The organism is Romboutsia sp. CE17, from assembly GCF_012317385.1.
GTDB lineage: Bacteria > Bacillota > Clostridia > Peptostreptococcales > Peptostreptococcaceae > Romboutsia_E.
Genome location: NZ_CP051144.1, coordinates 435,465 through 454,066, shown reverse-complemented (window position 1 = coordinate 454,066; position 18,602 = coordinate 435,465). Strand labels below are relative to the sequence as shown.

The 18,602-nt window shown below is 27.2% G+C and carries 18 protein-coding genes; 2 read left to right on the top strand and 16 right to left on the bottom strand.

The window, feature by feature from the left end; genetic code table 11:
• Positions 1–10 precede the first annotated feature (10 nt).
• The 7 genes from dinB to HF520_RS02195 form a co-directional block, all read right to left on the bottom strand.
• On the bottom strand, positions 11–1,117 hold the full coding sequence (dinB, locus tag HF520_RS02225; RefSeq protein ID WP_168572479.1) for a DNA polymerase IV: 1,107 nt from the start codon (positions 1,115–1,117) through the stop codon (positions 11–13).
• Positions 1,118–1,332: 215 nt separating this feature from the next.
• Positions 1,333–2,841 (bottom strand): DUF1846 domain-containing protein, encoded by a 1,509-nt coding sequence (locus HF520_RS02220; protein ID WP_168572478.1) that lies wholly within the window; start codon positions 2,839–2,841, stop codon positions 1,333–1,335.
• Between the two features lie 219 nt (positions 2,842–3,060).
• Positions 3,061–3,531: a YhcH/YjgK/YiaL family protein gene (locus tag HF520_RS02215; RefSeq protein WP_168572477.1), complete on the bottom strand. Its 471-nt coding sequence runs from the start codon at positions 3,529–3,531 to the stop codon at positions 3,061–3,063.
• Positions 3,532–3,724: 193 nt separating this feature from the next.
• Positions 3,725–3,919: a hypothetical protein gene (locus tag HF520_RS02210; protein WP_168572476.1), complete on the bottom strand. Its 195-nt coding sequence runs from the start codon at positions 3,917–3,919 to the stop codon at positions 3,725–3,727.
• A gap of 93 nt (positions 3,920–4,012) precedes the next feature.
• The gene (locus HF520_RS02205) at positions 4,013–7,261 is read right to left on the bottom strand and encodes an ABC transporter permease (RefSeq protein ID WP_207711020.1); all 3,249 of its coding nucleotides are present in this window, start codon (positions 7,259–7,261) and stop codon (positions 4,013–4,015) included.
• 2 nt (positions 7,262–7,263) lie between these two features.
• Positions 7,264–7,923, bottom strand: a complete 660-nt coding sequence (locus HF520_RS02200; protein WP_207711046.1) for an ABC transporter ATP-binding protein — start codon at positions 7,921–7,923, stop codon at positions 7,264–7,266.
• A 119-nt stretch (positions 7,924–8,042) separates the two neighbouring features.
• Positions 8,043–9,704, bottom strand: a complete 1,662-nt coding sequence (locus HF520_RS02195; protein WP_168572473.1) for a ribonuclease J — start codon at positions 9,702–9,704, stop codon at positions 8,043–8,045.
• A 123-nt stretch (positions 9,705–9,827) separates the two neighbouring features.
• Here HF520_RS02195 and HF520_RS02190 point away from each other — a divergent pair, with 123 nt between their 5' ends.
• Positions 9,828–10,331, top strand: a complete 504-nt coding sequence (locus HF520_RS02190) for a spore coat protein (RefSeq protein ID WP_168572472.1) — start codon at positions 9,828–9,830, stop codon at positions 10,329–10,331.
• Positions 10,332–10,380: 49 nt separating this feature from the next.
• Here the strand turns inward: HF520_RS02190 and HF520_RS02185 are convergent, their stop codons facing one another.
• From HF520_RS02185 to HF520_RS02165, 5 genes are all read right to left on the bottom strand, one after another.
• Entirely contained in the window at positions 10,381–11,568 is a 1,188-nt protein-coding gene (locus HF520_RS02185; RefSeq protein WP_168572471.1) for a M20 metallopeptidase family protein, read from the bottom strand.
• 157 nt (positions 11,569–11,725) lie between these two features.
• Positions 11,726–12,601, bottom strand: a complete 876-nt coding sequence (locus HF520_RS02180) for a hypothetical protein (RefSeq protein ID WP_168572470.1) — start codon at positions 12,599–12,601, stop codon at positions 11,726–11,728.
• Positions 12,602–12,725: 124 nt separating this feature from the next.
• Complete coding sequence (locus HF520_RS02175) at positions 12,726–12,932, bottom strand: hypothetical protein (RefSeq protein WP_168572469.1); 207 nt, start codon at positions 12,930–12,932, stop codon at positions 12,726–12,728.
• A 101-nt stretch (positions 12,933–13,033) separates the two neighbouring features.
• Positions 13,034–13,498 (bottom strand): DUF134 domain-containing protein, encoded by a 465-nt coding sequence (locus tag HF520_RS02170; RefSeq protein ID WP_168572468.1) that lies wholly within the window; start codon positions 13,496–13,498, stop codon positions 13,034–13,036.
• Between the two features lie 64 nt (positions 13,499–13,562).
• Positions 13,563–14,426 (bottom strand): Mrp/NBP35 family ATP-binding protein, encoded by an 864-nt coding sequence (locus tag HF520_RS02165; RefSeq protein ID WP_168572467.1) that lies wholly within the window; start codon positions 14,424–14,426, stop codon positions 13,563–13,565.
• Positions 14,427–14,609: 183 nt separating this feature from the next.
• On the opposite strand from HF520_RS02165, the gene HF520_RS02160 reads away from it, so the two are divergent.
• Positions 14,610–15,032: a GtrA family protein gene (locus HF520_RS02160; protein ID WP_168572466.1), complete on the top strand. Its 423-nt coding sequence runs from the start codon at positions 14,610–14,612 to the stop codon at positions 15,030–15,032.
• Positions 15,033–15,137: 105 nt separating this feature from the next.
• Here HF520_RS02160 and larA read toward each other — a convergent pair whose 3' ends face one another.
• The 4 genes from larA to HF520_RS02140 all read right to left on the bottom strand — a co-directional run bounded on the left by larA (position 15,138) and on the right by HF520_RS02140 (position 18,564).
• Complete coding sequence (larA, locus tag HF520_RS02155) at positions 15,138–16,424, bottom strand: nickel-dependent lactate racemase (RefSeq protein WP_168572465.1); 1,287 nt, start codon at positions 16,422–16,424, stop codon at positions 15,138–15,140.
• Between the two features lie 132 nt (positions 16,425–16,556).
• Positions 16,557–17,627, bottom strand: coding sequence for a YkvI family membrane protein (locus tag HF520_RS02150; RefSeq protein ID WP_168572464.1), 1,071 nt, complete (start codon positions 17,625–17,627; stop codon positions 16,557–16,559).
• A gap of 104 nt (positions 17,628–17,731) precedes the next feature.
• On the bottom strand, positions 17,732–17,881 hold the full coding sequence (locus HF520_RS02145; RefSeq protein ID WP_168572463.1) for a hypothetical protein: 150 nt from the start codon (positions 17,879–17,881) through the stop codon (positions 17,732–17,734).
• A gap of 53 nt (positions 17,882–17,934) precedes the next feature.
• Positions 17,935–18,564 (bottom strand): MerR family transcriptional regulator, encoded by a 630-nt coding sequence (locus tag HF520_RS02140; protein WP_168572462.1) that lies wholly within the window; start codon positions 18,562–18,564, stop codon positions 17,935–17,937.
• Positions 18,565–18,602 lie beyond the last annotated feature (38 nt).

Here is an 18,602-nt window from a genome sequence, read left to right as displayed (position 1 = left end):
ATTTTAATAATTATAATTTATCTTTGTTTATATTATCTATATACTCAAAAATTGTAATATTAGCATATTCATTTCTATAATCTGTCAAGTTAGATAAGGTTACACCCAATAGTCTTATTTGCTTATTTTCGGTATTAACATTTTTAAGTAAGTTATATACATTTGTTCTTATATCTTCTTGCGAATTTATTGGATGTTCTACACTCAAACTTCTGGTTATTTGAGTAAAATCTTCATATTTTATTTTCAAGGTTATTGTTTTTCCTAATTTTTCTGAAGTTCTAGCTCTATCTGAAACCTCTTCACAAAGATCACTTAATATATCTACAACTTCTTCTTCTTCTATGCTTAGGTTATGACTTAATGTAGTTTCTGCACCAATGGACTTTCTTTCTCTAAAAGGCTCTACAGGTCTATAATCAATCCCCCTAGCAAATTGATAAAAAGAATATCCCCTATTCTTAAAAATTTGTTCTAATTCATGCAAACTTAATTTTCTTAAATCATAACCTGTTTTTATTCCCATATTTTTTAATATCTTCGAAGTTACTTTTCCTACTCCAAAGAATTTGTCTATTGGTAGATTATCCAAGAATTCTTGAGAACTAGATGGAGTTATTATAGTTAATCCATTTGGTTTTTTATAGTCAGATGCTAATTTTGCTAAAAATTTATTATATGATACACCTGCTGAAGCAGTTAAGTTTGTTTCTTCTAAGATATCCTGCTTTATCATCTTAGCTATAGTTGTAGCATATTCTATATTTAATTTATTGTTAGTAACATCTAAAAATGCTTCATCTAATGATAATGGTTCTACTAAATCTGTATAACGATGAAATATTTCTCTTATTTGGTTTGATACTTTACGATATTCATCAAATCTTGGTGGAACAAATATTGCATAGGGGCATCTTTTATATGCATTTTTTGATGGCATAGCAGAATGTATACCAAATTTTCTAGCTTCGTATGAACAAGTAGTAACTACTCCTCTACTCTCTGGAGGTCCACCAACTACAACAGGTTTTCCCCTTAAATAAGGTTTATCCCTCTGTTCAACTGATGCATAAAATGCATCCATGTCTATATGAATAATTTTTCTATTATCATTCAATATACCACCCCCACTTGTAAAATTAATATTTTTTATGTTTTTTTAAATTTTTTATTGCAAAATATGTTAAAAACATTTAAAATAGTTATTCCAAGGAACTAAATATTTATTCCTTATTGATAACCGTAAATTTATTTTTATGTATATTTTTATTTGTATTTTATATTTAAAAGACCATCCTACTATTGTAGAATGGTCTAAATTTGTATTTTTTATTAATTAGCGTAGTATAGATTTTGTGATGGATACTCTGGATCACATGTCACATCTATTCCAAGTTCTCTAAATGTTTGCTCATCTGTTTTGCTTAATATAGTTGTTGAGTGTGCTTGAGACCCTTTTAACATTGGAAGTTTTTCCATAGCTGCTTGTGCCGTTGGATTAGTAACAGCACTTACACTTAATGCCATTAATATTTCCTCACAACTTAATTCTGGAGTTCTACTTGCCAAAGTTTTAGTTTTTAAACTTACAATTGGCTCTAATATTGCTGGAGATAATAAATGCATATCATCTGCTATATTTGCTAAATGTTTTATTCCATTTAATATTGCTGCAGCACTTGCATTCATTAGATTTGAGCCTCTTCCAGTAAGAATAGTTCCATCAACTAATTCTAATGCAACTACTGAACAAGCATCATTTTTGTTAGCAGTTTCTTTTAATTTAGTACTATAATCTCTAGCTGGCATAACAACCTTTCTATCTTCTGGTTTTAAACCAACTTGTTCCATTATTAATTTTATAGTATCATAAGCACTTTTATCAAATTGCCCTTTTTTATATTCACATGCAGTTTTGAAGTATCTTCTTATTATTTCTTGCTTAGAAGCTTCTCTAACTACTTCATCATCTATTATACCAAATCCGACTCTATTAACTCCCATATCTGTTGGTGATTGGAATATAGATTCTTCTCCTGTTATTTTTTCTATTATCTTTTTAAGCACTGGGAATAATTCTAAGTCTCTATTATAGTTTACTGAAGTTTCTCCGTATCTTTCAAGATGGAATGAATCTATCATATTTACATCTTTTAAATCAACAGTTGCAGCTTCATAAGCTATATTAACAGGATGCTTAAGTGGTAAATTCCAAACTGGGAATGTTTCAAACTTAGAGTATCCTACACTATTACCTCTTTTATTTTCATGATATAACTGGCTTAGGCAAGTACCTAACTTTCCACTATTTGGTCCTGGAGCTGTTACAACAACTATTGGCTTTGTTGTTTCTATATATGGGTTTGCTCCATACCCTTCATCACTAACTATTGTATCAACATCAGTTGGATAACCTTTTGTAGGAGCATGCTTATAAACCTTTATACCCATTCTCTCTAACTTATTTATAAATACTGTTGTAGCAGGTTGTCCTTCATATCTTGTTATAACAATACTATTTACATCTAAATCGTAAGATCTAAAATCATCTATTAATCTTAGAACTTCCATGTCATAAGTTATTCCATAATCGCCTCTTACCTTATTTCTTTCAATATCACCTGCATAAACACATATTACAACTTCTAATTGATCTTTCATTTGTTGTAAAACTTTTATTTTCGCATTTTCATCGAATCCTGGTAATATTCTTTTGGCATGTAAGTCTCCTATTAACTTTCCACCAAACTCTAAGTATAATTTGTCAAAGTTATTAACTCTTTCTAATATATACTTTGATTGCTCTTCTAGATATTTCTTATGATCGAATCCTATCTTCATTTTACACCTCACTAAATATTTAATTTTTCTCTTAATTGATAACCGTTTCTTTATATATATTTTTATTTGTATTTTATTGAAAAATTTGTGTTTTATCTTTCAACTAAGTTTATATTATACAATTTAAGACAAAATTTTTCAAGATGATTTTTACTCATTATTTTTGATTTTCATACATAATAAAACCTGTACTAAGCTTATGCTTGTACAGGTTTTATATTATTTAATTAGATCAACACTAATTTTAACTACAACTTTTCTTATATCTTCACTTTTGCCATTTGTATATGCAGGTCTATGAACATCTTCTGGAAATAATATTACATAATCATTTGGAGCTAATACTAGCTCTGATTCATTTTCTACCTTTGAATAGAATATAACATCTTTATCTAATAATTCTTCTCCCACTATATTTTTATCAGAATCCTGTGCATATCCTATTAGTTCACTCCCCTTACATAAACATTGTATATCTATGTATTTTCTATGAACTTCCGGTCTTATTTCTTCCTTACTTTTAGTTTGTGTATCTATTACATTAGCATATATTTCCCTACCTTGTATTTCATATTCTCCAGCTTTACAGTTTAATAAATCCATTTCTTTCAAAAAAGCAATACCTTTTTGTAATGCTTCTGGTAAAAATTCTATTAATACTTTATCATTATTTAAATTTCCATATATCATATATTACCCCTCCTTATAAATTATTTATTATATATTAAATTATATTATTGTTTTAACTCTTCTTCAAGCTTTAAGTATGCTAGTATTTTTATAAGTTTACTAGTGTAATTCTTAAAACTATGTTTTATTTAGTTTTATCTTAAAAATAAATAAGCGCTGAATTTATCAGCGCTTTTATAATACATAATATTAATTAGCAGCCACAGCCATCGTCAAAACAATCTCCCATTCCACAAACTATTAATAATAATATTAAGAATGGTATCCAAGCACATATATCAAAGTCTGCCCATACATCTTGGAATGCTAAGAATAAGAAGAATAATACTATTATCCACCATCCACAGCCTCCAAAGAATCCACCTTCACCAAAAAATCTGTCTAACATTGTGTTGCCCCCCTAAATTTTTTTGAAGTATTTTTTTAACTTCCTAGCTTATACTATGAGACAACTTGGTTTTTTGACATTACTTTTTTGTTTTTAATCAACAGATTTTAAAGATTCTACCATTTGAACATTTTTTAATTTATAGTACATAGATAAGTTAACTATTATACCTAATATTATTGTTAGTATAGCTGCTATTATATAACTACTTGTAGATATCACTCTACCAAACATAGTAGACTCTACCTCAACTGTAACCATAATAAATTGATGTAATATACGGCCTAGCCCTAATCCAACAATTGCACCTATTATTGTTAGTATTATATTTTCTCTATATATATATGATGATACTTCATTATCATAAAATCCTAAAACTTTTATAGTTGCTATTTCTCTTATCCTCTCAGATATATTAACATTTGTTAAATTATATAATACTACAAATGCTAATGACCCTGCTGAAGCTATCATAATTAAAACAACATAATTTAAGTTCTCTATTGTACTCGTAAAGTTTTCTTTTATTCCACTATTAAAACTTACACCTGTTACAATATTGTTTTCTATAAGATCTTTAGATAAAGAGTTTTCTATTTCTTCATCATCATTACTTAATATACCTAGAACTCTATTATAATCTACATCTCTATTATATAACTTTTTATATAGGCCTTCAGACATATATACATAATGTGATATATAATTTTCTGTAATTCCAATTACTGTAACTTTCGCTTTTTTGTCATTAGAGTTAGCTATTTCAATTTCATCTCCAACGCTAATATTAAGGTCTCTAGCGGCCTTTTCAGTTAATACTATTCCTTTATCATATAAATCTATATGCTTTTTAGATTTTCTTTCTCTCAAATATATAAATTTATCTATTTCATTAATATCTTTTGGTATAGTTAAAGTTATTTCTTTGCTTTTTCCATCATTGTATATTTTTCCATTTTGGTTATTAGCAAATTGATATTGTGATATTCTTTTATCTTTATTTAATACTTCTTCTAAACTATTTATTTCACTTGTATTTGCATTATTATCAATAGTTGCCATCATATCATATTTAAATAAGCTTCCATATTGATCATCTACAATAATTTCTATAGAGTCCTGTATCCCAAATCCAGTTACTATTAAGGCTGTTGAACCTGCTATTCCAAGTACGGTCATTAAGAATCTCTTTTTATATCTAAATATATTTCTTATTGTAACTTTACCTATGAATCCTATTTTATTCCATATAAAAGGAATTCTTTCTAAAAGTATTCTTTTTCCTTCTTTAGGAGCTTTTGGTCTCATTAACATAGATGGTGTTTCTTTTAATTCCTTATTACATGCAAAATACGCCGATAATGTTGTTACAGCTATTGATATTAAACTTATTCCTATTGCTATTTTATAGTCAAATAAAAAACTCATTTTTGGTAATGTATACATCATCCCATATGAATTGAATATAACCACAGGGAATACTGTAAATCCAATTGCTAATCCTAAGACACACCCTAGTATTGTTGCACTCAACGCATAAAGAATATATTTTTTTGCAATTTTACTAGTAGTATATCCAAGTGCTTTAAGTGTTCCTATATTTATTCTTTGCTCATCTACCATTCTAGTCATTGTAGTCAAACATACTAAAGCAGCTACTAAGAAGAAAAATACTGGGAATACCTTAGCTAAAGCATCTATACTGTCTGCACATCCACCATAATCTACATAAGAATAATGGCTATTTCTATCTAATACATACCACTCAGAGCTTTCTATTTTAGATATTTCATCTTCTGCATCTTTTATTTTTTTCTCAGCTTTTTTAAATTCATCATTAGATTTTACCTTATAATCTTCCAATTCAATTTCTGAATTTTTTATCTTTGACTTTGAACTTAATAATTGTTTTTCAGCTTTTTCAAATTCATTATTAGCCTGTGCTTCTTTTTCATATAGGTTACTTTTTTCTTTTTCTATTTTTATTTTGTTGCTATCTAATTCAGACTTCGCTTGTGATAAAGAATCTTCGGCTTTCTTAAGCTCAGACTTTTTTGAATTTAATTCGCTTATTCCTTTTTCATATTCACTTATAGCTAAATTTAATATGTATTTATTTTGTCCTAACGTTGCCTGTAGTTCTATTTTTTCTTCGTCAGTTAAATCATCATTTTTTAAGGTTTCTTCTATTAAAGAGATTTTACTTTGCAATTCATTAATTTGTGAATCAGCATTGTTTAAGGATTCTTCTGCTTTTTCAAACTCAACTTCAGCTAATTTTTTATTATTATTAAATTCAGTTAACCCAGATTCATAATCCTTTTCACCTTGTTTTAATAATTCTTCCGCTTCTAGAAGCTCCTTTTTACCATTTTCTATTTGATTATATACCTGAGACTTCTTATTATTTAACTCAGTTTCACCATCTTCTATTTGTTTTTTATATTTATCGATTTCTTCTTGTGCTTCCTTTAGCTTATCATTTACTTCTTTTTTCTTACTCTCGAATTCAGATTTACTTTCATTTAACTTATTTGTTGCTTCTTCAACAACTTCATTATACCTAGCTTCTATTCTTAAACCTGATATATCTTCTATTTTTTTAGTTACATCATCTATTAAATCAAAGTATTCATCACTATAAGAATTAATTTCTTTTGCATTATCAACTGTCAAAAATAATTCTGTATAAGCTTCCAAATTAAAATCATCTTGAGGTATCATTATAATTCCATTTACAGTTCCACCGCCTATAGAACTACTACCTTTTTCATACGATAAATAATACGGAGTCTCTATATAGCCTACCACTTCATATTCAGTAGTCTTAAGATTATTACTAAGGTCATCTTCTGTTCCAGAAGTAAGTTTTATTTTTTCTCCAATTTTTATATCTAAGCTTTTAATTTTCTCCTTCTCTAATACGCACTCTCCTGATTTTTCTGGTAATCTTCCTTCAACTAATTTTACTTGATTTATATAATTTTCATCATTATTTTTTATCCTTTGTAAATCTAATGCGTGCACTTTTAAAACACTTTCAATAGAATTATAGTTTGTCAAAACATCCATTGAATAAGTGGGAAATACACCTTTAACTCCATCTATTTTTTTTATTTCTTCGACATCTGAATCTGTTAATCCAAGTGTCGAAAGCACCCTAATGTCCATTAAATTATAATCATCGTAGTATTTATCCGCGGTATATTTCATTACTATAGGAGATGCTTTTATCCCTGTAAAAAATGCAACTCCTAAAGCTACTATAAATAATATAGATAAGAATCTTCCTTTAGATTTTTTTATATCTCTTATGATATCTTTATTTAAAGCACTTTTCATTACTACCACTCAATCCTTTCCACTGGAGTAGGATTATCATTTATAGTAACTCGTTGTATTTTTCCATTCTTTACTTCTATAACTTTATCTCCCATAGGTGTTAATGCTAGGTTATGAGTTATTATTATAACTGTCATACCCATATTTCTACACGTATCCTGTAAAAGCTTTAATATTGATTTACCTGTATTGTAATCTAATGCACCCGTAGGTTCATCACACAGCAATAGTTTTGGATTTTTAGCCAAAGCTCTTGCTATAGATACTCTTTGTTGTTCTCCTCCAGAAAGCTGTGCTGGAAAATTATTTTTCCTATGAGAAAGACCTACTGCATCCATAATCTCATCTATATCTAAAGGGTTTTTAGATATTTGAGTAGCTAATTCTACATTTTCTCTAGCAGTTAAATTTTGAACTAAATTATAGAATTGAAATACAAATCCTATATCATACCTTCTGTATGTTATTAACTCTTTATTTGAATAATTGTTAATTTTTCTATTATCTACTATTACTTCTCCGCTAGATGGACTATCCATACCTCCTAGTATATTTAGTATAGTACTCTTTCCAGCTCCACTAGCTCCTGCTACTACTACAAATTCACCTTTATTAACTGAAAATTCTACTCCACTAAGGGCTTCTATTTCAACTTCCCCCATTTTATAGATTTTCTTTACATTCTTAAATTCGATATATTTACTCAATTAAACTCCCCTCTATTCTACTAAAGTTTATAACCTTTATTATAACATAGTGTTTTATTTAAAATCATTATATTTTATACTTCCATTATAATAGGAAATACACTTGGTCTTCGTTTTGTTTTATGATAAAGATGGTTTTCTACTGATTTTTTTACGCTATTTTTAAGTACTGGCCATTCTAAAACTTTATCTTCTAAGCATTTTTCCACTTCTATTTTTGAAATCTCTTTTATATCATTTATTAAATCTTCAGATTCTCTAGCATAAATAAACCCCCTAGTTATTACATCTGGACCTGCAACTATTCCATAAGTATCTCTATCTATTGCTAAAACAATTATAACCATTCCATCATTAGCTAAGTATCTTCTATCCCTTAAAACTATATTTCCTACATCGCCAACTCCAATACCATCTACATATAAAACACCCGTATGAACTTTTTGACTTGAATTAGCACCATCCTTTGATATTTCTAAGACTTGTCCGGTTTCTAGTGTAAAAACATTCTTAGGATCCATTCCTAATTTAATAGCCAAATCACTATGATGCTTCAAATGTCTATACTCTCCATGTACAGGCATAAAATACTTTGGTTTTACTAGAGTATGAATTAACTTTAATTCTTCTTTATATGCATGTCCTGATACATGTATATCTTCTAAGTCTTCATATATTACATCTACACCTTGTCTAAATAATTGATTTATAACTTTAGATATTATTTTATCATTTCCAGGTATTGGTGATGCTGATATTATAAATAAATCATCCTTATCTATCTCTATTTTTTTATGAGTACCATGAGCAATTCTAGAAATACCTGCCATTGCTTCACCTTGACTTCCAGTAGTAATTATAGTTATATTTTCATTCGGATAATTCTTAATATCATCTATACTTATTACTGATTCTTCAGGTATATGAAGATATCCTAACTCCATAGCTACCTGTGATACATTCTCCATACTTCTACCACTAAATGCTATTTTTCTATTTTCTTTTATTGATGCATTAGCTATTTGTTGCATTCTGTGTATATTAGAAGCAAATGTAGCTACAATGATCCTTCCTTTTTTATTTGCAAATATCCTATTTAATGTCTCACCTATTACTTTCTCAGAAATAGAATGACCCTCTCTTTCTACATTTGTACTATCTGCCAAAAGTAATAATACACCTTCATTTCCAAGAGTAGAAAATCTATTTAAATCCATTACTAAACCATCAATAGGAGTATAATCTATTTTAAAATCTCCAGTATGGATTATAGTTCCCATAGGCGTAAATATAGCTAATGAACATGAGTCTGCTATACTATGAGTTGATCTTATAAACTCTACACTAATTTCATTTAATTTTATTGTATCGCCTGAATTCACAGGATTTAATATAGTTTTATCTAAAAGATTATGTTCTTTTAGTTTACTCTTTACTAATCCTAGAGTTAATTTTGTAGCATATATAGGCATATTTAGTTGCTGTATAATATAAGGAATTGCACCTATATGATCTTCATGTCCATGTGTTAAAAATAATCCTTTTACATTTTCTTTTCTCTCGATCAAATAGCTTATCTCCGGTATTACTAAATCAACTCCATACATCTGCTCATCAGGAAAAGACACTCCGCAATCTATAACAATTATTTCATCATTGTACTCTATGGCAGTTATATTTTTACCAATTTCTCCTAAACCTCCAAGGGGTATTATTTTTACACTTCTTTTATTCATGACAACTTCTCCTTAATAACTTTATTTAATATTTCTTTTTATTTTTTACAATATATTAAAATCTATGTTTATTTAAGAATAATATATAGATATTTATACAAAATAAGAGTGGAGGTGTTTTTAATGATAAATTTAAGTACTAAAGAAAGAATGTTACTTCAAGACGAAAAAGAACAAGAAGAACTTTGTGTTAACAAATATAAACAAGCTGCACAAAAAGCTAGTTGCCCTAACTTAAAATCACTTTTTAACGAATTAGCAGGACAAGAACAACAACATTTAAACAGTATAAATCAATTGTTAAGTGGTACAATTCCAAGTACTGGTGGTCAGCAAAGTCAAAATCAATCTCAACAAAACACTCAAGCTCAACAAGGTGTTAATATGCAAAAAAATATGTTCCAATCTAATCCTCAAATTCAGTCTTATAATCAAGATGATAAAATTCTTTGTAGCGATTTATTATCAACAGAGAAGTTTGTTTCTTCTACATATAATACCGCTATTTTTGAGTTTAGAGATGAAAATATTAGAAATGTCTTAAATCATATTCAAAAAGAAGAGCAAGAGCATGGCAAAAAAATATTTGATTACATGTATAGCCATGGAATGTATAACGTTCAATAATTCTATTAACTAATAAAAAGCGAAGTTTATATTTAAACTTCGCTTTTTATTAGTTAAAATACATAACATTCATTAAATGCATCATTACGCCTATAGTTAAGCAATCTTCATCTATATCAAAATATGATGTATGAAGTGGACTTGTAATTTTCTTTTCTTTATTTCCACAACCTAAATGAAAGAATACACCTTTACAACTTTGAGTATAAAAAGAAAAATCTTCTCCTCCCATAGATGGTAACTCTTTAATTATAAAATTATCTTTTCCTAATAAATTCTCTGCATTTTCTTTAACTACATTAACCAATTCTTTATCATTAATTACAGGGGGATACCAATTTTCATCGACTTCAAATATTCCTTCACAACGATAAGCTTTTGCTGTATTTTCTACTATTTCTTTAACTCTCTTAATCACAAAGTCTCTATCTTTCATAGTTATTGCTCTTATAGTACCTTCTATTTCAACGTCTTCACATATAATATTTTGAGCTTCTCCTCCAGTTATTTTTCCTAATGTAATCACAGCTAAATTTGAAGGTGATAAATCTCTACTTATAATACTTTGTAAACTTGTTATAATTTGCGCAGATGCAACCAATGCATCTACACCTTTTTCAGGATATGCTCCATGTGATTTTTTACCTTTAACCTTAATTTTTATACTATTCGCACTTGCATTTATAGTATTATATCTACATTCTATAAAAGATGTTTTTAAATATGACTGTACGTGAAGACCAAAAATATAATCAACCTTAGGATTTTCCAAACAGTTTTCTTTTATTAAAAATCTAGCTCCACCTATGGTCTCTTCTGCCGGCTGAAATATAAATTTTATATTTATATTTAATTTATCTTTAATTTCATATAGTAATTTACATGCTCCCAATAAAATAGCCGTATGTGCATCATGTCCACAAGCATGCATAATACCTTTATTTATAGATTTATATGAAATATTATTTTTTTCTTCTATTGGAAGCGCATCCATATCAGCTCTTATAGCTATAGTTAACTTTGATTTTGGCTTTATTATATGTGCTACTATTCCACAATTATCATTAAACTCATTATAATTAATTCCAATTTCATTTAAATATTTCTTTATTTTTTCTTTAGTCTCATATTCACTCATTGCTAATTCAGGTGTTTTATGTAAATCTCGTCTGACATCTATAAGCCATTCTTTTATATTATTGCTCTTTTCCCTTATACCATCTATATTTATTTTCATAATATCTCCTATCTTTTATTATTATTAAATCAGTTCATTTAGTTATATTTGCTATAAAACAAAAAATTTATCTAATATAATTCTCTTAAGCATAAAAAAATAAGTAGTCTATCAAAAGATATCCTACTTACTATATATTATGTAAATTATTTAATTATTAAATTTTTTTGATATAAGAATTTACAAATTCAATCATCATAGGCTTTATTTTACCACCATAATCTACAACTTGTGTTATTTGGTTATTATTTTCTGTCTTTGAGTTGAAATTACTTATTTTGAAATTCAATATATTATCAATATTCTCAATTATATATCCAGCATCTTTAGTAATCGATATTTCTAAATCCCCCATATCAATATTCTCATCTTCTATTTTTTGTCCATTTGCACAATATACACATCTCTCATATGAGCTTGCATCTACTGCAAAAGGTACATAAAAACTATTACTATCTTCTTTTTTAGATTTTATAAATAATCTTGGTGTTAAATTGCTCTTTTCCATAAATACTGGTATTATATTAGGATTCATAACTTCATCTAGATTTATTTTTATATCATTTATAAACTTATCCATATCAAATTTATCTGCTTCAATTTTTAATATATTTAAGTTTTCTAAATTTTCTTTAGGTATATAGTTCGTTACATTTTTAAATACTTCATAATAATTATTAAATTCATATCCTTTTTCTTCATAATCCTTTTTTAGTTCATATTCTGCATCAAAATCATTTAATAATTTTGGTAATTCTTCTTTGGTGTCAAAATCTTTTATTGAATCCACAAATGGTATTATTTTATTAGGTTTCATTAAAAACATTTCTAAAGGCTTCATTACATCGTTAGCAGTTTTTATATCTTCATATTCAAACGCTGCATCTATTCCATCTTCTAAAAATGCTACTTCTACTTCCATTTCATATTCATCTTCACTTATTACATTTGTTCCTGCTGGATACATTGCTATTAATTTACTTTTATCATATACATATCCAAAAGAATAGCTTATTTCAAGTTGTCTTTTCATATTGCCCTCCTATTTTTATATTTCTAAATCTAATTATCATATAATTTATACAAAATTAGTAGCCTATAATAATAACTAATTAAAAAAGTACCTATAATAATATAGGCACCTTTATAATTAACTATTATTTATCTTTAGTTATATTTTTATTTTTAGCTACATTTAATTTTTTCATTATCTTTATATGTTTTCTAATAAAATAAACTTCAAATGTCATGGCCGCACAAGCTATTAACCTAGTTGTCATGTCCGTTGCGTTTACTCCAATATTATAGAAATACACAAATAGCATTATATCTATTCCTATTATTACTGTATCTAATATTTTCACCTTGTCATCTCCTCTATTCCAAAATCTTGAATAAAAGATTCAAGTTATACGATTTCATTAAGGTTATAATATCAGACTAAATTTATGAAGTCAATTATAATCTACTTCTTTAACGACCAATTTTTACAAAATCCTGCATCCTCACTGGTCATAACTTTTTTTGAATTACATTTCGGACATATAATATCTTGAAACTCATATTTAACATAATAAATATATCCACATGTAGCACATCTAAACTTACAAGCTTTTATTTCAGATAAATCTTCTTCTACAGTAATATTTTCTTCTTTTACAGTTACTTTTATAGTATTTCCTTCGGATAAAAATTTAGCCACCTTTTTTCTCGCTTCATTTATTATTTTTTCAAAATCTTTTTGTGAAATCCCCATCTTTTTTGAAGCTTTTTTTTTGCTAAAACCTTGAGCATCCATTAAATTTATGGCTTCTATTTCATCTTTACTTAATTCTACTTCATTTAAACTATCATTTCCTCTTATTAAATAATTTGAGTATTTTTTATCTGGAAAAAGTCTTATATCACTATAACCTCTAGGTTGTTTCATAATTAAACCTCCTAAACTTTATATTTTCCAGAATAAGATTTAAGGATAATTCAATTCAAAAATTTTATAGTGTTGTAACTATACATTTTTTATTTTCGATTTCATTTAAAGAATCTAGCATATTCTTTACTATAGGATTAAATAAACCTTCTACATTATCACTATTTTCTTCATATATTCCTAAAGTTACATTACCTATTTCAGAATTCATAGGTAATGATCCTAGTAAATTTAAGCTTAATTCATCTAAGAAATCTCTGCTATTTTGACCATTAAAAATTTGAATTTTCTTACCACAATCTGGACATATTATATAGCTCATATTTTCAACTACGCCTATTATATCTATATTCATTTTTCTGACCATATTTACAGCTTTTGAAACAATCATTGAAACCATATCTTGTGGTACAGAAATCATTACTATTCCATTTATAGGTATTGATTGCATTACTGTTAATGCTACATCACCTGTTCCTGGTGGCATATCTATAACAAGGTAGTCTAATTCTCCCCAAATTACATCTGTATAGAACTGTTTTACAGCATTTGAAATCATTGCCCCTCTCCAAATTACTGGTTGATCTTCACTTTCTATTAATAAATTTAAAGACATTACTTTTATATTATCTTCACTTATAACAGGATGTAATTCTCCATTTATTGTTTTTGCTCTAGAATTACTAACACCTAGAAGCCTAGGTATACTTGGCCCTGTTATATCTGCATCTAATATACCAACCTTATATCCTTGCTTTCTTAAATTTTTTGCTATTAGCGCTGAAGTTGTTGACTTTCCAACTCCACCTTTTCCACTCATTACTCCTATAATTTTACTAATTTTATTTTTAGGATTATTTTTTACTCCACAAGTTGATTTTTCTTTATTACACGACTTACTTGATGGACAAGAACTACAGTTTGACATTTGTTTATCCTCCTCTTAAAGTTCTCTTATACTTTTATCTAAATAGTATGACTTTTTTTTATTTATGTCAAAGATAATTATTATAATTTATTTTTAATGTACTTGGCATAATAAGTTATATATACAAGTTATTTTTATTATTATATAATGAATATTGCTAGAACTTATAAGGAGGCTATTGACATGAATAAAAATCTTTGTTTTAAATTGAAGAATTTAAAATCAAAGTTTATTGAATATATAAGATTTAATATAGTTGGTATAAGCAATTTTTTGGTATCTCAAATGTTTTACTTTATACTTTACCTTGGATTTAAGATGAATTACTTAATTTCATATACGGTAGTTAGCGTTATCAGCATCACAGCTTCTTACTTTTTAAACTCTAAATTTACATTTAAAAATAACCAACTTTCATTAAAAAAATTTCTACTTACTTTTTTAGTTTATATATTTGAATATGCTTTAAATATGGGCGTCATATTATTTATAGTTGAATTTTTAGGAATAAGTGAAGTATTTGCTCCAATGTTAGCTCCTGTAATTTCAACTATCCCTGTGTTCTTCTTAATGAAACTAGTTATTAATAATCCGAAATTAAAATAATTACTTAATTTTAAAATTGTTAATAATACTCTAATGAAAAAAGTTTACTTAGAATATAGCTTAATCTCTTAATTTGAGTGCATATTCTTAAGTAAACTTTTTTACTTATATAGATATCGGTAATGTATTTCCACCATATGGCATTAGTGTTATCTTTGGATTTTCTTCCTTACAAATTTCATATGCCATACTCATAGCTTCATTCAGATTATGACATGGAATCATATTAAAATCTCTAACTGTATCATCATCTAAGCTTGATATTAGTATCACTTTTCTGTATTTAGCTGTATACGCAGTCTTATATGCTGCATAACCTGGTACTGTAAAATTTTCTTTTAATCCATTTTCCATATCTTCTAAAGTTTTATAATTAAACCAACTTGCAAATTCTTCGGCTCCTAATCCATCTCTACACTCACTTAAAAGTACTAATACACTATCTTCTTTTCCACCATATAATGCATTATCCATTGTTTTTATACTTTGGTATAAATTTATATCTTTAGGATATCCTCCTGCTGAAGCAACTATTATATCAGCTTCACTTTGTATTGGTACTCCATAAAGACTTCTTATAAACATACCACCCTCATACCATGCCTCATAAAAATCTCCAGCTACAAATTTTATAAAGTCTCCATCCGTATCTAAAATAACATTAAATAAGAAGTCTGGATTTACAATTTTACAAACCTCATTCATATCTTCTCTTAAAGGATTCCCCTCTACAATATTTGGACCAGCATCCAAGTTTAATCCACTTGATTTACCTGGATTAAAACTAAGTCTATGATTAGCTTGAATAGTATCTAATCCAACAACACCCGGTAGTATACTTTTTGCTCCGCCTCCAAATCCTGCAAATATATGGAATACTATTCCACCAGTTAAAATTATTCTATCAGCATCATGAACTCTTTTATTTAAATATATAGGTGTTTTTCTACTAGATTCTCCTACATAAACTAACTCATTTTTATCTTCACATTCATGATCATATACTTTTATTCTATTAAATACCTCCTCACCTACTATGGCCATCATCTCTTCTTTAGTACTTTTTCTATGACCGCCAAGAGCTATTACTATAAACATATCATCATCTTTAACACCTAGTGCTGAAAGATAATTAACTATATGAATAATAAATTTATCACTTTTCATCCACGCTCTAGTTATATCACTTACTATAATTGCTATTTTTTCTCCAGGATTAACTATTTCATTTAATGGTTTAGTACCAGTTGGATTATTTAAAACTTTATTAATCTCCGATTCAATATCATCTAATTTTTTTGCACTATTAGGTTTTAACTTATATATTATATTCTGCTCATTTATATCTGTACTTAACTCAGTATCCCCATATTTAAAACTATATTTTCCCATATACAAACCCCCTGTAAATTAATTTATTTATCATTATACTCTTTTTATGAGTTTAATGCATTAATTTTCAGAATATTCTTTTATTTGTTTATTTTATTTTTTTTATATAGCTTTAAAATAATATATGTACTTTTAGAATTTAACTCTTATACCTTTAGTAATTATTCCTATTATAATTATTACTCCCAATACACCAGATATAGGATATATAAAATTAACTAATGATGAAAAAGGTATCTTACCTCCTATTAGAGCTACTATAGAACAAATAATAGCTATAGCCTTAAACTTTAAAGTTCCTTCTTTTGCAAAACTATTGCATACGCTCCATAATAAAGGAACTGCGGTAGTATAAATTCCTGCCATAAGAATAAAAGAAAACATAATTCCTACTATGGGACCTATCTTATCTGCCATATACAGTGTTGGAATTTCATTTATACAAATATTTTCAATATCAGATAATATTCCTAGGTTTATAAATAAGCAAGCTGTCATAAAAGCTATTCCTCCTAATACTCCTCCTATTATACAGTTTCTCTTATTACTTGATGTTTCTCCTACTCCAACTAAAAAAGGCGCTACTATGATTATATTAAGTCCGCTATAAATAATGCCTGTAAAATGCCAGTTTTCTACAGCTTTAGTAACATTTAAGGCCATAACTATACTTTCTGAATTTATTAAACCTTCATAGTTTCTAGCTATTGTAATTATACCTATACTTAATGATACAACTATAATAACCGGTCCAATATTACCTAATATATCTATTAATCTTGTCATTCCCATTAATACGGATATTAAAGATAATACTATCATAATTATACTTCCTGCATTCCTGCTTATGCCATAGTATTGATTAATTGATGCACCTGAACCAGATACCATTACAACAAAGCTGCTTAAAAAAAATATAGGCATAAATATTTTAAATATATCTCCAATGCGTTCTCCCAATAAATATGTAAAAATATCGTTAGAAGATTTTAATTTTACACTTTTACCTATTGATAGTAATTTTGCTCCACAATAGGACATAATAATCATACATATTATAGATGAAAATATACTTTTTCTAATTCCATGAGATGAGAAAAATTGCATTATTTCTTGTCCTGTTGCAAACCCTGAACCTATGCATACTGATATATACGTTCCTGCAAACATCATAATTTCTTTAATACTATTTTTTTTAGACATACTTTCCCTCCTAATAAATAACTTTGTCCATAGTTATCTATATGCAAGAAGAGTGTATTATAGTAATTTATAATTACTATAATACACTCTTCTAATTGTTTAATCTATCTTGTAAGTATTTCAATATATCCAAAAGTTTTTTCTTTGCCATTAGAGTCTACTCTAGGCATAGCCCATACTTCGTAAAAATCACCTTCAACCCTCAAATTATTTTTATTTATATATTCTATCATTTTATCATAATATTTTTTCATGTTTGACCAATTATCATCAAAAAATATTGTTATATAGTCTCCTTTAGGGATAACTATTTTTTTCCATTTAGCTTATTACTATCTGATCTATTACTATCTCTAGTTGTAAAATCACAGATAGATTTATACTTAATCTTTCCTTCATTTGCAATACTGATATAAGAAGATGTAACTCCAAGTAAAGGATATACATCATTATACTTTTCTTCTAAATACAAAATAACCTCTCTTAGCTTAAGGTCTAATTCTGTATTTTCATTATCATTATAATCATATTGTGTATATATTCGATCTTCATTTTTTCTAATATAGATTTCTCCTAAATCATAGTTAATTATATCTATGATACTATCTTTTATACCATCTACATAAGATTTTACTTTTGCAAGCTCCTCTATTTTCCTCGATATTAATTCACTTTGTTTATTCATATTATCTATCATAACTTCTATAGAACTGTCTGAGTTTATAAATCTTTTTATCTCTTCTAGTGACATACCTATTAGCTTACAATATTTTATAATGTCTATACTCATAAATTGTTCTCTTGAATAATATCTGTATTTGGTCTTTTGATTTATGTATGCTGGCTTTAAAACACCTTTTTCATCATAGTATCTAAGAGTTTTTATTGGTAAATTAAAAAGTTTAGATACTTCTCCTATAGTAAAATACGTACTCATATTTCTTCTCCTACACTTAAAATTAAATTTTTCAATTA